Below are 14,004 nucleotides of genomic sequence, written 5' to 3' on the forward strand. Positions count from 1 at the left end.
TCTGTCCTTTACCGGACGGCGGCTGCCTTGGTTCATGGTGTACACGGACTGCCAGGCTGCTAGAGCCCTTTATTGTAGTCGAAGCCGACGCTTTTCAGGAAAGCGCGGGTCAAAATCATGTGGCCGGCCTGATTCGGATGCACGCGGTCCCATGCCAGCGTAGCCGCATACAACTGTTCGAGCGCCCGGTCGAACGCCGCCTGCGTATCGACAAACACGGCTCCGTATTTGCCGGCAAGGTGCCTGACGACTTCACCGTAACGGTCCATCGCGGCGCGCATGCGGTCGTCCCGGTTCGGTTCGATATAGAACGGGGTCATCAGAATGAGCCCCTTCAGCAGCGGCTTCGTCCTGGCGACCAGCTCCTCCAGCGTCCTCTCGTATTCCTCGAGGTAGACGTGGGCTTCGGTCATGACGGGCAAATCGAACTGCCGCCAGACATCGTTCGTGCCGATCATGATCGACAGCCAGTCCGGCTTTTGCTCCAGCACGTCGGTCTGCCAGCGCGCGGCAAGGTCGCGCACCGTATTGCCGCTGATCCCCATATTGACGACCCGGACGCCGAGCTCGGGATAAACGGCCGTCAGCAGCGCCTCCACATTGCCGGCGTAGCCTCTGCCAAGCGCGTTGAACAGCCCTTCCCCGACCGGACGCGCCCGGTCGCAATCGGTGATCGAATCGCCGATCATAACCAGCTTATCGTGTTTCCCCAGTAACATGCGTTTCCCTCCCAATCAATATTGGCCTAAGAAAAATTGGTAAATTTTATCGTTCATGCCCGGCAGCCCTTCATGGCCGAAGTCCGGGAAAATTTCCACTCGTTTCGCCGAAGCGATTTTGTTGAAGGCGGCAAACTGGGTCGACGGCGGGCAAATCGTATCCATGAGCCCGGTGCCCATCAGCACGTCCGCCTGGATCCGTTCCGCCAAATGCTGCACGTCGATATAGCCAAGCTTCGTGAAAATGTCCGACTCGCGCTCATGCTGCGGATCGAAATGGCGGAAATACGTGCGCAGCTCCGCGTAAGCGTCCTTGGCCAAATCCATTTCCCATATGCGGCGGTAATCGCTTAAGAACGGATAGACCGGCGCCGCTTTGCGGATGCGCGGCTCAAGCGCGGCGCAGGCGATCGTCAGCCCGCCGCCCTGCGACCAGCCGGTCGCGTATACCTGCTCCGCGTCGACCTCCGGCATGCCCATGGCGATGCCGGCAAGCTGCGCGGTGTCGAGAAAAATGCTGCGGAACAGCAGATTGTCCGGCTCATCGTCCAGTCCGCGGATGATGTGCCCGTGATGCGTGTTGCCTTTGACGGAGCCCGCATCATCGGAGCGGCCGCCCTGGCCGCGGCAGTCCATGGCAAAAACGGAAAAGCCGAGCGAGACGTAGCCGAGCCGCTCGTGCCAATCGCCGACGTTGCCCGTATACCCGTGAAATTGAACGACCGCCGGGTGAGGCCCGTCCGCTCCGCGCGGCCGGGCGTACTTGACGTGAATGCGCGCCCCCCCGACACCGGTGAAATACAAATCGAAGCATTCGGCCGAAGGCGTCTGGAAGCGGCTTGGCACAAGCTCGATCTGCGGGTCGACCGCGCGCATTTCGGCCAGTCCGCGATCCCAATAATCGTTAAAATCGGACGGGCGGGGGTTAATTCCTGAATACGATTTCAATTGCGATAAGGGCATATCGATAAGCGGCATTTCGAATCACGATCTCCTTTCAGATGAACAGCGAATACTTTCATGTTACGTGCAAATCCTCCCTATTGTAAAGCGGTTTATACAAAAAAGGGACGGGGGTTATCCCCGTTTGCCGGCCGTTTCAACGTGCATGTTCGGAAAACCGCCGGGGCACACTAGAGGGACGCATACAGGAAATCTTTAGGAGGGCCTTAAAGACATGATTTCGCTTTACGGCGCGAGAAAAACCGTACTGATCCTGCTCGCGGTCGCGCTGACCGACTGCCATGCCGGCGGAGCGCACCCCGGCTCCGAACGTTTATATATGCCGTACGCAGGCGGATCCTCCGCTCCGGTGACGGCCTATACCGCAGCTAAAACGCAGGATGTACCCGAAACGGCGATCAGTCCTGAAATTAGAGGGAACGACCGAAACGAAAAGGCGGCATCCGCTTCTTCCGCGGACCGTAAAAAGAAACGAAAAAAACGGCCGGCTCGCAGCCGCGCGGGTAAGCAGGCCGCCGTCTCGTGGGTCGCGATGCAAAAGCGGTACCCGGGAGCGTTCTTCGTCTGGGGGCCGCGCGGCACGCGGCGCGCGGCACTGACCTTCGACGATGTACCGGACCCCCGATATACGCCGCAGGTGCTGGACATATTATCGCGGCACAAGGTGCGCGCAACGTTTTTTGCCGTCGGCTGGCGGGCGGCGGCTTATCCGCAGCTCGTCCGGCGGATGAGCCGGGAAGGCCACGTCATCGGCAATCATTCTTACAGCCATGCCGTCTTCTCCCGGCTGCCGATCCAACAATTCCAGCGTGAAATCGTCCGCACGGATGCGGTTCTCCGCCCGCTGGCCGGCTACAGCCCGAAGCTGGTGCGGCCGCCGTACGGCGAAATCATGCCGAAGCAGGCGGACTGGCTGAAGCGCAGCGGCTTTATCGTCGTCAACTGGGATGTCGATTCGGTCGACTGGCGGGGTATCGACAGCAGTAAAATCATGGCCAATATCCAAAAAACGCTGCAGCCGGGCTCCATCATCTTGCTGCATGCCGGGGGAGGAACCGGTCAGGACTTGTCGGGTACGCTGAACGCGCTGCCCCGCATCATCAAGCTGCTCCGTGCCAAAGGTTACGAGCTTGTAACCGTCCCCGAGCTGCTTGGCCGCCCGGCCGAGCGGCAATCCGGCCGTTGACAACGCAAAGGCGGTCCCCCGTAGGAGACCGCCTTTGGCTTTTCGGTCAAAAAAGACCCTTTGAAGACCACTCGGAAGGCGGAGCTTGCCGTGCATAAACCGAAGACGCTCAGTCAAGCACATACACCTTGACGTATTGAAAACCGAACTGCCGAGCTTCCGACTGCGAATCCGGAACGAAAATATCGATTCGGTCACCTTTGATCGCGCTGCCCATATCCGTCGCGATTCCGATCATGCCGCCTTGCGGCAGGCCATCGTAGTCATAGCCGGTAATATATACTTTGCTGCCGAGCGGGATCCGCTTCGGATCGACGGCGACGGTGCCCAGCTTCAGCGGATTGCCGAAATAATCGATCGGGCCCCAGCCGTTCTCCGACGGATCCGACGTGTATGCGCTGGCCTTCGCTTGTACGACATCCGACACGTCGTAGGTTTTGCCGCCTACGGTGACGGTATTTTTATTGGCGGCTGCAGGAGCGTTGGAACCGGCAGCCTTTATGGCCTGCGCGCCGGCCCCGGTATCGCCGCCCGGCTTCGAAACGGCCGGAATGGTGATGCTGAGACCGGCGTAAATGTTATAGGGATCGATTGTCGGGTTGGCGTTCATCAGCTTGTCCAGCGGAACGCCGTACTTTTTGGACAGCAGCCAGAACGTGTCGCTGTCCGTCGCTTTCACGGCGGTTGCAGCATGCGCCGCGCCGGCGTGAAGGAAAAACGCAATGCCAAGCGCTGCGGCCGCCGCGCTCTTCTTCCAATGACGATAGAACAAAGCCATATCCTCCTTTATTTACGAAAACGCGCCGCGAAGCACGCGTTCCGTCATCGCGGGGACGAGCGGTTAATCCGCCCTTGAACCCGCATGCGGCCTGCGAGGTTAGTTGTCGGATTCGGGCCAAAGGAGTTCGGCCCTACGCCCGGCTGACGCCGTGCGACTCACCCCAAGCGGCCGCGCCTGCCGGCGCGGGACCGCAAAGTCCGTACGGCCGATCACGGTTGGATTGACCGTATCGGCCGGCGGCAGGAAACGGTTTCTTTCGTTTCCTGAATGTCCCCCGTACGTTAAGTTTCGGCTCGCGTTAGAGAATATCACATTCCAAACCCCGCTGTGAACCGGAAAATGGTGCCAAACACGCCAAACCGGCGCTGTCTGCGGACTTCAAGCCACAGAGCGACGTTCATGACTTGCGCCAGTCGGCAGCGGCTCTCGCCTTCAAACCGGCGACTATGACGCCAATTCCCTCCTCCATGATGGGGAGCGTACGGACGAGCAGCTCGCCGAGCGGCTCGGCATGGTCCGAATAGGTGCTGACGAAGCCCTGCACGTAATAAAACAGCATACGGGCCGCCTGCAGCGCATGCTCGTCCGGCAGACTGCCCGTCTCGTCGATCGTCAGCCGCAGCGAATGCATAATGTGGGCGAACAGCCGGTTGCGGAGGCGGTTGACTTCAAGCGCGGGCTCCGGTTCGTCGACGCGGACGGAGCCGGAGGTGAACAGCACCTTGTACATTCCGGCATTGGTCAAGCAGAACTCGACATATTCCCTGCAAATGGCGGTCAGACGCATCAGCGGGGCCTCCGCCGGATCGGGCCGGTCCAGCTGCTCCCGCATGCGCCGTTCCAGCTGCTCGAGCGGCGGAATGGCGATCTGCTGCAGCAAATCTTCTTTGCTTTTGTAATACAGGTAGATCGCCGTATGCGAGCAGCCGGCCGCCTTGGCGATTTCCCGCATCGTTACCGACGGGTATCCCTTATCGGCAAAGAGGCCGGCGGCCGCGCTGCGGATATTCGCTTTTATATCTTCCGTAAGCTTCTTTCTTCTCGTCGTCATCCAGACCGTCAACCTTTCCGTTTTCCGCAGACGTGTTATTTGATAACCAATGGTTATATCTTACGTCCGGTTCGTCACCGGGTCAAGCCGGCCCGGCCGGAAGCGGCGGCAGGATGCAAAAAAAGCGGCCGCTCCCGAGAGAGCAAACCGCTTATAGCCGCCGGAAAGAGGCTTGTCCGATTAAGACGTAAACTCCTGAACCCACTCGCCGTTATAGTAAGCGACGCCGATTTTGTTATAGTTCGCGTTCATAATGTTGGCGCGGTGGCCCGAGCTGTTCATCCAGTCGTTCATCACTTCCTGCGGAGAACGCTGGCCTTTGGCGATATTCTCGCCCGCATAGGAGTACTGTACGCCGTATGCGCGCATCATGTCGAACGGCGAGCCGTACGTCGGCGAATTATGGTCGAAATAGTTGTTGGTGTACATGTCCTTCGCTTTATCCAGCGCCACTTTCGTCAGCAGCGCGTCCGAAGAAAGCGCGGACAAGCCCGCTTTGGCGCGTTCCTGATTCACCAGCGAGATGACCTGCGAAGCGAAATTGCTTTGCGATACGTCGCCTGCGCCCGTTCCGGCGTTCGTGCCGCCGCCTGCCGGCGTGCCCGTTTGAGGTGTTCCGTTCTGAGGTGCGCCGTATTGGGGTGCGCCGTTCTGCGGGTTCTGCGGGTTCTGCGTTGCGCCGTTAAACGGCCACGGCAATGTCCACGGAAGTTTGATCGACATGCCCGGCCAAATGACGTCCGGATTCGTGATCCCGGAATTCGCCGCAATCAGCTTGTTCAAATCGATGCCGTAACGCTGGGAAATTTTACTGAGCGTATCGTTCGACACCACATTATACGTGACGGAGGTTGTATTCAATGTGGCCGCTTCCGCCTTTGGTATGGCCGCAGCTCCGCCAAACACGATCATTCCGGCTGCCAGTGCGCCGGCCAGTCCTGCACGAATCGGTTGCATTTTCATGAAGAAATCCCTCCAGTTTCTGGTGTATTGCTGTCGTTCCCGACGCCCCTCATGGTAACATAGCTTTTTCGCCCATTTCACGCCGTAAATAATGGAAGCCGCATCGGCCGGAACGTATATGCAAGCCAAATGGATCCTCCTTATTCGCAAAATGGATTTATATTCCGCAGCTTTCCGCTTTGGCCGCTCATCCTCGAAAGCCATTCATTTCTGCGGAAATCAACGGATCCAACTCTATTTTCACCCGCTTTCGGAAACGTTATTCCATCCCCCGTTCGAACCTCGTTTCCGCCTGTAAAAAGGAAGATTAACCCATAAATTAATTTTCTCTCATTATAATAGAAACAGCGTTTGGTATACGATAACGAACCGCAGTTACTACCTTAAAATACATTAACTATACCGGTCAGCCGTTAACTGAACAGTTTTTCAGTTCTTATGCGGTTATGCGCGTTCCATTATAATGGGTTGTGGACAAAACGAAACGATGTTGGAGGGGATACCATGAATTATAGAACGCTGGGTAAAACGGGGCTGAGCGTATCCGAAATCGGCTACGGCGCCTGGGGAATCGGCAAAGCGATGTGGCTCGGCGCATCCGACGACGAGTCGGTGCGGGCGCTGAACCGGTCGATTGAGCTCGGGCTGAATTTCATCGATACGGCGCTCGGCTACGGGGACGGGCACAGCGAACGCCTCGTCGGACAAGTCGTCCGCGAGCGGAAGGAACCAATATTCGTCGCAACGAAAATTCCGCCGAAAAACATGAAGTGGCCGGCGCCCGCGGGCATTCCCGCGAACGAGGCTTTCCCGGCGGAGCATGTTATCGCTTGTACGGAGCAAAGCCTGCGCAATCTCGGGCTCGATACGATCGACGTGCAGCAGTTCCACGTCTGGTCCGACGAGTGGGTCGGCCAAGGCGACTGGCTGGAAGGCGTCCGCAAGCTGAAGGAGCAGGGTAAAATCCGCTATTTCGGCGTGTCGATCAACGACCATCAGCCGGCCAACGCCATCAAGCTGATCGAAACCGGACTGGTCGATACCGTGCAGGTCATTTACAATATTTTCGACCAGAGCCCGGAGGACGAGCTGCTGCCGGCTTGTCAAAAGCACAATGTCGGCGTCATCGTCCGCGTCGCGCTCGACGAAGGCGGTTTGACCGGCCGGATTACGCCGGACACGACGTTTGATGAAGGCGACTGGCGCAACAACTATTTTCGCGGCGACCGGAAGCAGCAGGTGTACGACCGCGTAAACCGCATCGTCTCCGATCTGGGCATCTCCGCCGATGCCGCAGCCGAAACGGCGCTTCGCTACGTGCTCAGCCATCCGGCCGTATCCACCGTCATTCCGGGAATGCGAACGGTACGCAACGTCGAGCTGAACATGCAGGTCGGCGACGGCAAAGGACTGCCCTCGGCGCAGGTCGACAAATTGAAGGCGCACCGCTGGATCCGCAATTTCTATCAGGCTTAAAGCCTGTAGAAGGTCCATGTCTACACCGATTGAAGGCGCACCGCTGGATCCGCAACTTCTATCAGGTTCAAGTCTGCAGAAGGTACATGTCCCCAATTACGGCGGACTTTGAATTGGATTCCTTCAGCGCCGCGCTGGCGGACAGAAATGTGTGATTTTCATACAGCGCAAACCCTCCGGAAAAATCCGGGGGGTTATTTAGTAAAAGCAAGTCCATTCCTGCCGCTGCTTTGAGCTTGTTTGTATATTCCGGAGAAGGCCGCTGCTTTCCGTTAATCCACGGCGCCGGCCGTTTCTTCTCGGGCGGACGTCAAGGTTACACCGGCTCAGCCGTTCATACGCAAGGAGACAATGAGCGCCCATTCCAGTCCGCTCATCGATTCCGGCGAGAAATCCGCCGTGCGAATGGAATTGGAGCTGGTCGCCTGCATGCCCCATACGTAGGCAGGCTTATCCATGGACAGGGTTACAGGGTTCATATTTTGAATCAAACCTCGAGCTGTCAATTTAGGATCCGACGGCAGAGTAAACGTGTACAGGCCGGATCCGCCGTCCCCGCTGACGGATACTTTCACCGTATTCAAATCGTCCTTACCCGGAACGGCAGCGGTTTGAACGGATAGGATGACTTCGACCTCGCGATTGTCCCGTTCGCCCCGGTGGAGGAACAAATCGCCGATCGAACCGGACGCGGATACTTTCTTGCCGTGCTGCCATAAATCAAGATCCAGCTCGACATCCGGTTTATTTCCTTCGTAACGCAATATAAAGGCCCCCGTCATCGGGCCAAGAAACGGCTTAAATTTCGCTCCTTCTCCTTTAAACGGATCGATGGGCGTCAAGGTGACTTCATCCGGCAGGCTGTGTTCGTTCTGTGCCGAAGCAGGCGCATCCGGCTTATGGGATGTACATCCCGCCGCCAGCCACGCGAGCAGGAGGACGACCATCACAATCGCGAATCGATTTCGTTGATACGCAGGGATAGTATCCCCCCTCTCCAAAATCTTTTTTTAATGTATCACAGCCACAGGTACCAGACAACGGAATTAAAAGAAATTTTAAGTCAAAACCAAAAAGCGGCCGGTTGCCTTAACCGCCGCTTTTCCCGCTAGATTTCAACTTACATCTGTGGTCCATCGCCGTCATGCGCCGCCGTCAAAGCGCCAGCGAACTGTACGCTTCTTTCTTACGCCGCAGCATAGCCGTCTCAGAACGAGATGATGTACGTATTGAAGACATAATCGCTGCCCTGGAGCGTCACCGAAGAGGTCATCAGCTTATCGCCCGCCGGACTCCACCGCGGCGGATAAGCGGGACCGTACTGCATATCGACCGAGATTTGCGCGGTTTTGCCGGATACGGCATCGGCGATGAACATGCCCGATACGCCCTCGTCGTCCTGCGAAGTAGCCGCGTATGCCAGCTTCGAGCCGTCGGGAGACCAGGCCAGGCTCGATATTTGCGATCCGCTCCCCAAGGTGAATTTGTTGTTCATTTCGGCATCCGTTATCGTGAGTTCCACCTCCGAATCGGAAATTTTTTTGACGACGGCAAACTGCTTGCCGTCCGGCGACGGCACGAACGACGTCACGGGCTTGGCGAGCGCCATATTTTTTTCCTTCGTTTGCGGATCGTAAACGAACAAAATCTCCCGGTTCACATAATAGATCTTGCTTCCCCGCTGCGAGACGCTGTTCACGTAAGCGCTCGAGGTGTGCAGAAGCGTCTCCGTTTTGCCGTTTACATCAGTGGCCGCAATATCGCCTTTGAAGAGCGGATAGATCACCCTTTCATTATCGGCCCACTCGCCGGCATTCGCCTGAAGCGTCTCTTTGCCGATCGGCACGATTTTCCGCGTTTCCAAATCCATGATATAGCCCCTCGCCGTTTCTTCGCTGTTCGCCTTATAGAACACATGCTTCCTGTCGGGTGACACCTCGGCGAAATTTTGATTGCCTGCCGTTTCCTGCAGCGGTTCATCCTGTGCCTGCGCTCCGCTTAAATCCCGGATATACAGGTTAATCGGGCTTCGTTTCTCGCCTTCGGCGGAAACCGGCTTCACGTTCGGATTGTCTTTCCCGATGAGGATCCGGTTCTCGCTCAGCCAGTCCATGCCGCGGACGCCTTTCAGCTGATCGATTTTGGACGCTTCCATCCCGTCGTCTGCGGGCGCCGGCGGCTTCGTATCGATCACGGTAATCGTTTTGTCCGGCTTCTTGATGACCTCACGCCCGGCATCGCCCGCATCGGACGTTTCCCCTCCGTTTAAAAAAGCTCCCCCGCACGCCGAAACGGACAGCGCGCAGAAAGTAAGCACCGCCGCGGCAGCGGCCAATCGTTTGAACGACCCTTGTTGTTTGTACATGCAGAAGCTCCTTTCGTCGTTTCTGCTTTACAGCATAACGGACGACTGTTTCAACAAGACGCGCCGCTTGTTTCAAGACTGTAAACGTTTGAGGGGCGCCAGCGGAAAAGTGACCGTGAACGTCGTTCCCCGCTCGCCGGCGCCGCTTGGCGCAACCGCGACCGTACCGCCCTGCAGCTCCACCAGCCGTTTGACCAGCGACAAGCCGAGCCCCGTGCCTCCGGTCAGCCGTGCCCGGTCCTTGCTGACGGTGAAGAACGGCTCGAACAGTTTCGCTCTCGCTTCCTCCGGAATGCCGATGCCGGTATCCCGAAAGACGATCACCGCCCGGTCTCCCGCGCTCCGGCACGAAACAAGCACGCTCCCGCCCGGCTCGTTATATTTGATCGCATTATCGAGCATATTCATGAAAATATGCGTCAGGCTCTCGCGGTCCGCCCGGACCGGCGCCGGCAGCAAATCGGTCTGCACGGCCACGCCGAACTGCACCGCTTTGCCCCGCATCCGGGCGCAAACCTCCGCCAGCGTCTCGCTCGCGTCGACTCGTTCGGCGCTCAGGCTGAACTCGTATTGCTCCATCGCCGACAGGTGCAGCACCTTCTCGATCATGTCGAGCAGACGGTCCGCCTCCTTGCGGATATTCGTCCTCGCCTCGTCCAGCAGCGACGGATCGTCGCGGTACATATCAAGCAGATCGGCATACGCGATGATCGACGTCAGCGGCGTCTTGAATTCGTGACTGATATTGCCGATAAACTGCTTTTGCCGCGCAAAGCTTTGTTCGATTTCCCGGCTCATATACGCAATCCCTTCGCTCAGCTCGCCGAGCTCGTCGCGGCGGCGGACCGGCGGGTCTTTAATGAAGCGCCCGTCGCGGATATCGTCGGCGGCCTTGCGAAGCCTGCGCAGTGAACGCGTAACCCGGCTGACGTACAAAAAGCCGAGAAGGAAGCTGAGGACCAGCGAAGCTCCGCCGATCGTGCGCAGGGAGCGTTGAATGGAAGCGTAAAAGTCGTTATCCGCTCGGATCGAGGTTTGCAGCTGCACGATACCGACCTGACCGACGGACCAGACGAGCGGCGCCATATAGACGACCGAATCCCCGGTCGTTTCGTAGACGGTTTTTCCACGCTTCGCATAAGGCAAAATATCGGTGATATCCGGGCCGGCGGACTGCGGCTGCGAATCGCCGACCTGGACGCCGTCGGCGCCGTACAGCAGCACGCGCGAATTGTCGAACAGCGAGCTTAAGTCCGCCGCCAGCTCCGGACCTTGGCGGCGCAGGAAAGTATCGGCGCCATTGTAAGCGCCCGCGCTCAAATAGATTTGCCGCACGCGCAAATTCGCCAAATTGCCGCGCTGCTCAAGGCTGCTTTCAACCTTGCGCGCTTGTTCATCCGAGATGCTTCGCAAAATGTAGGCGCCGATAACCGAGACGATCAGCAGCAGCACGGCCGCAAGCGCAATCGTAAATCGCCACCTCAGGCTGAAATGAAAGCCGCGGCGCCCTTTCATTCCGGCAGCTCCTTCAGCGCCTTATAGCCGACGCCGTAAACGGTCTGCAGCAGCTGCTGGTACGGTTCGCCGAGCTTCTTGCGCAGCCGCTGGACATGGATGTCCACGGTTCGCGTACCTCCTGCATAATCGATGCTCCAGACGAAATCGAGCAGCTCGTCGCGCGTATATACCCGGTCGGGATGCGTCAGCAGCAGCGACAGCAAATCGAACTCCTTCGGCGTCAGGTCCAGCGTCTCCCCGTTCAGCTTGACGGTCCGGTTCGGAACGTGGAGCCGGAGCCCGCCGATTTCCGCCTGGCGCGGTTCTTCTCCCGTTTTGCTTTCCAATCGGCGCAGCAGCGCCTTGACCCGGGCGACCAGCTCTCTCAGATCGAACGGCTTCGTCATATAATCGTCGGCCCCGAGCTCGAGACCGATGACCTTGTCGACGATATCGTTCTTGACCGTCAGCATGATGATCCCCATGCCGCTGCGGTTTTCCAGCCTGCGGCACACGTCGTAGCCGCTCAGCTTCGGCATCATGACGTCGAGCACGATGACATGCGGCTTGAACGTCTCCGCCTTTTGCAGCGCCGCTTCCCCGTCGTGAGCCAGCTCTACCTGATAGCCTTCGCGTCGGAACGCATAAGCGATCGCTCCCGCGATGCTCACCTCGTCATCGACGACGAGAATTTTTTTGTCCATGTGGCTCATTTTCGCATTCACCTGCCTTTACGCTACACGACGATTGTATCCGCAGCGAATCGGAAATGTTTCCAAATCGTAAACAAACGCATGCTGAACGTCTTTTTTCCATAGCATACAACAATCCGCGGCTTTCATCCGCCGTTATTTGTCCGAAATTGTCAACATTCAGCATTCCTTTTCCGCGAACCGCCGGCTTATAATATCCGAAGACGACTCGTATGAATTTGCGCAAGATTGAGGTGCCCCGCCATGAGCAGCCGGAGAAAAATCGTTCTGTTAACGGCCCTGGTTTATTTATTCGCTTACGGTTTGTTTTATGTAAAGGACGAAGTGGCTTATACGCATGCGGAAGCCGCGCCGTCCCCGGACCATTTCGAAATTCCGGTGCTGGCTTATCATTCGGTTTCGGCCCGGACGGACGGGGAATACAACATTACGCCCGCGAAATTCGCCGAGCAAATGAAGACGCTCGCGCAGCTCGGCTACCGGACCGTTACGATGGCCGAGTTCGACCGCTATATGAAAGGAACCGCGCATCCGAAGCCGGGGGAGAAGCTCGTCCTCCTCACGTTCGACGACGGGTACCGCAATGTCTACAGCGTCGCTTATCCGATTATGCGCCAATACGGCTTTACGGCAGCGATGTTTCTGATTACGAGCTGGGCGGGCGGCCCGTCGTTCGTCACCTGGGACCAAGCCGCCGCGCTGCAGAACGCCGGGTGGGACATCATGGCGCATTCGGAGACGCATCCGCATTTGCCGCTGCTGCCGGAGAACGTTCAAAATCGGGAGATTCTCGGGTCGAAGCAGGCGATCGAATCCCATCTCGGCAAACCGGCAATCGCTTTCGCCTACCCGTACGGCAACCGAAGCGGCATCACGTACCGGCTCGTGCGGGAGAGCGGATTTGACTACGCCTTCACCTTCGACGACGGGCTGACCGATTCGCGGCAGGACCCGTTCCTGCTGAAACGGCGAATCGTTTCCGGGACGGAAACGCTCCCCGAATTCGAGCTGAAGCTGACGAAACAAACCGGAGAGGAATAAAAGCATACGGTAGTCTGCGAGGCAGTAATCCTGTGCGATTGAACACGCGGCACCGGTCGAACCAGTGAAACCGGTCGAAAATGAATCGGTTCGGAGGCCGGGCCAAGCTTTCGATCCGGTCGATGTATGACGATGAGAAGGTGTAACGCAGCGGTCGGGGGTCAAAGCGTAATAAGGTTCAGGCTGCGGCCGGAGCTTGAATAGGTTCAAATTCCGGCCGAAGCGTGATGATCCGGAAGCCACCGGCCGCAGGCCGGTATATTTGTTTCGGCGGGGCGAAGCGCAAGTCCGGATCACGTCAATCGCTTACCGGACCGCTCCGCGCTCCTGCAGCAGACTGGCGATCCCGCGCCGCTGGAAATGGTCAGCCCATCCGAGCGGCGTTGCGCCAAATTGCGAATCGGTCAGCCCCGTGTCGGCGCCGTGGTCGAGCAGCAGCTCCGCCATCCGGATGCCGGATTCCTCGTCAGCGGCTTCGGAAGCGCTGCGCGCGCCGATGCCGCCGGCAGCCCAATGCAGCGCCGCCGCCCGGATACGGCCGAAGCCCGAAGGCCGGGCGTTCACATCCGCGCCGCGGGCCAGCAGCCACGCGGCGGCTTCCGCGCTCCCGCCAAGCACCGCGTATACGAGCGCCTGCTCCACCCGCTCATCGCACGGCCGTTCAGACCGGAGGGAGTCGTTGATCGGTTCGTGATGCCTGCCTGCTGCCGGGAGCAGTTCCCCGTGTGCGCCAAAAAAACCGGGCAGCAAATCTACCCGGCCGACCGCCGCGGCAAGCTCCAGATCAAGCGCCGCGCCTCTGCGCAGCAGCAGCTCCGTCACCTGCGGGCAGCCGTACCAGATCGACTGCGCGAGCGGCCGGCCGTCGCCGTTCAAGCCGTCGACCGGCGTTCCGGCGTCGATCAGCAGCTCCGCCATGGCGGCGTCATCATTGCTCGCCGCCCACTGCAAAGCTGTCTCGCCCCGTTCCGGATCGATCGCGCGGGCGTTGACGTCGGCCCCCGCGGCGATCAGCGCCCGGGCCGACTCCAGCTGCCCGGGGTAATGCCCGGGCCAGTCGCACAGGTGATGCAGCAGCGTCCGCCCCTGCATCGAGCGAATGGCTGCAAGTGCCGGCCGGTCGGTCAGGAGCCTTTTTAATCGTTCCGTGTCCCCCGTTTTCAAGGCCCGGACCGCCGCCGGAAAGCTTTCCGCCAGCGATTCGTCCGCTGTCCGGTCGTCCATGATCTGATCCATGGCCATCCTCTCC

13 protein-coding genes and 1 riboswitch are annotated in these 14,004 nt (G+C 58.6%); of the genes, 3 read left to right on the forward strand and 10 right to left on the reverse strand.

Going from position 1 to position 14,004, the window contains the following annotated elements:
* Nucleotides 1-59: 59 nt before the first annotated feature.
* Nucleotides 60-719, reverse strand: coding sequence for an SGNH/GDSL hydrolase family protein (locus PD282_RS19915; protein WP_274652521.1), 660 nt, complete (start codon nt 717-719; stop codon nt 60-62).
* Between the two features lie 15 nt (nt 720-734).
* A complete protein-coding gene (locus PD282_RS19920; protein WP_274652523.1) occupies nt 735-1,697 on the reverse strand; it encodes an acetylxylan esterase in 963 nt (320 codons plus the stop codon).
* A gap of 199 nt (nt 1,698-1,896) precedes the next feature.
* Here PD282_RS19920 and PD282_RS19925 point away from each other — a divergent pair, with 199 nt between their 5' ends.
* Nucleotides 1,897-2,868 carry a polysaccharide deacetylase family protein gene (locus tag PD282_RS19925; protein ID WP_274652525.1) on the forward strand — a complete coding sequence of 324 codons (972 nt, stop codon included), beginning with the start codon at nt 1,897-1,899 and terminating at the stop codon, nt 2,866-2,868.
* A 109-nt stretch (nt 2,869-2,977) separates the two neighbouring features.
* On the opposite strand, the gene PD282_RS19930 is transcribed toward PD282_RS19925, so the two are convergent.
* From PD282_RS19930 to PD282_RS19940, 3 genes are all read right to left on the reverse strand, one after another.
* Nucleotides 2,978-3,640, reverse strand: coding sequence for a 3D domain-containing protein (locus tag PD282_RS19930; protein WP_420832313.1), 663 nt, complete (start codon nt 3,638-3,640; stop codon nt 2,978-2,980).
* An 80-nt stretch (nt 3,641-3,720) separates the two neighbouring features.
* Nucleotides 3,721-3,953, reverse strand: a riboswitch (cyclic di-AMP (ydaO/yuaA leader).
* Nucleotides 3,954-4,046: 93 nt separating this feature from the next.
* Nucleotides 4,047-4,700 carry a TetR/AcrR family transcriptional regulator gene (locus PD282_RS19935; protein ID WP_274652529.1) on the reverse strand — a complete coding sequence of 218 codons (654 nt, stop codon included), beginning with the start codon at nt 4,698-4,700 and terminating at the stop codon, nt 4,047-4,049.
* A gap of 180 nt (nt 4,701-4,880) precedes the next feature.
* A complete protein-coding gene (locus PD282_RS19940; protein ID WP_274652531.1) occupies nt 4,881-5,663 on the reverse strand; it encodes a CAP domain-containing protein in 783 nt (260 codons plus the stop codon).
* Between the two features lie 504 nt (nt 5,664-6,167).
* Here PD282_RS19940 and PD282_RS19945 point away from each other — a divergent pair.
* Complete coding sequence (locus PD282_RS19945) at nt 6,168-7,139, forward strand: aldo/keto reductase (RefSeq protein WP_274652533.1); 972 nt, start codon at nt 6,168-6,170, stop codon at nt 7,137-7,139.
* 326 nt (nt 7,140-7,465) lie between these two features.
* Here the strand turns inward: PD282_RS19945 and PD282_RS19950 are convergent, their stop codons facing one another.
* The 4 genes from PD282_RS19950 to PD282_RS19965 form a co-directional block, all read right to left on the reverse strand.
* Nucleotides 7,466-8,089, reverse strand: a complete 624-nt coding sequence (locus tag PD282_RS19950; RefSeq protein ID WP_274652535.1) for a hypothetical protein — start codon at nt 8,087-8,089, stop codon at nt 7,466-7,468.
* Nucleotides 8,090-8,346: 257 nt separating this feature from the next.
* Nucleotides 8,347-9,504, reverse strand: coding sequence for a TolB family protein (locus PD282_RS19955; protein WP_274652537.1), 1,158 nt, complete (start codon nt 9,502-9,504; stop codon nt 8,347-8,349).
* 72 nt (nt 9,505-9,576) lie between these two features.
* On the reverse strand, nt 9,577-11,019 hold the full coding sequence (locus tag PD282_RS19960; protein WP_274652539.1) for a sensor histidine kinase: 1,443 nt from the start codon (nt 11,017-11,019) through the stop codon (nt 9,577-9,579).
* Nucleotides 11,016-11,705: a response regulator transcription factor gene (locus PD282_RS19965; protein WP_274655345.1), complete on the reverse strand. Its 690-nt coding sequence runs from the start codon at nt 11,703-11,705 to the stop codon at nt 11,016-11,018. The genes PD282_RS19960 and PD282_RS19965 overlap by 4 nt, the downstream gene beginning before the upstream one ends.
* Nucleotides 11,706-11,957: 252 nt before the next feature.
* Between PD282_RS19965 and PD282_RS19970 the strand changes: the two genes are divergently transcribed.
* The gene (locus tag PD282_RS19970; protein ID WP_274652541.1) at nt 11,958-12,755 is read left to right on the forward strand and encodes a polysaccharide deacetylase family protein; all 798 of its coding nucleotides are present in this window, start codon (nt 11,958-11,960) and stop codon (nt 12,753-12,755) included.
* Nucleotides 12,756-13,061: 306 nt separating this feature from the next.
* Here the strand turns inward: PD282_RS19970 and PD282_RS19975 are convergent, their stop codons facing one another.
* A complete protein-coding gene (locus PD282_RS19975; protein ID WP_274652543.1) occupies nt 13,062-13,991 on the reverse strand; it encodes an ankyrin repeat domain-containing protein in 930 nt (309 codons plus the stop codon).
* Nucleotides 13,992-14,004 lie beyond the last annotated feature (13 nt).

Origin of the sequence: Paenibacillus humicola (assembly GCF_028826105.1) — a bacterium.
Taxonomy (GTDB): Bacteria; Bacillota; Bacilli; order Paenibacillales; family Paenibacillaceae; genus Paenibacillus_Z; species Paenibacillus_Z humicola.

Excerpts from the sequence above, each read along its gene's own strand:
- PD282_RS19915 (WP_274652521.1), bottom strand. The coding sequence starts at position 719 with ATGTTACTGGGGAAACACGATAAGCTGGTTATGATCGGCGATTCGATC.
- PD282_RS19920 (WP_274652523.1), bottom strand. The coding sequence starts at position 1,697 with ATGCCGCTTATCGATATGCCCTTATCGCAATTGAAATCGTATTCAGGA.
- PD282_RS19925 (WP_274652525.1), top strand. The coding sequence starts at position 1,897 with ATGATTTCGCTTTACGGCGCGAGAAAAACCGTACTGATCCTGCTCGCG.
- PD282_RS19935 (WP_274652529.1), bottom strand. The coding sequence starts at position 4,700 with ATGACGACGAGAAGAAAGAAGCTTACGGAAGATATAAAAGCGAATATC.
- PD282_RS19940 (WP_274652531.1), bottom strand. The coding sequence starts at position 5,663 with ATGAAAATGCAACCGATTCGTGCAGGACTGGCCGGCGCACTGGCAGCC.
- PD282_RS19945 (WP_274652533.1), top strand. The coding sequence starts at position 6,168 with ATGAATTATAGAACGCTGGGTAAAACGGGGCTGAGCGTATCCGAAATC.
- PD282_RS19955 (WP_274652537.1), bottom strand. The coding sequence starts at position 9,504 with ATGTACAAACAACAAGGGTCGTTCAAACGATTGGCCGCTGCCGCGGCG.
- PD282_RS19960 (WP_274652539.1), bottom strand. The coding sequence starts at position 11,019 with ATGAAAGGGCGCCGCGGCTTTCATTTCAGCCTGAGGTGGCGATTTACG.
- PD282_RS19965 (WP_274655345.1), bottom strand. The coding sequence starts at position 11,705 with ATGGACAAAAAAATTCTCGTCGTCGATGACGAGGTGAGCATCGCGGGA.
- PD282_RS19970 (WP_274652541.1), top strand. The coding sequence starts at position 11,958 with ATGAGCAGCCGGAGAAAAATCGTTCTGTTAACGGCCCTGGTTTATTTA.
- PD282_RS19975 (WP_274652543.1), bottom strand. The coding sequence starts at position 13,991 with ATGGATCAGATCATGGACGACCGGACAGCGGACGAATCGCTGGCGGAA.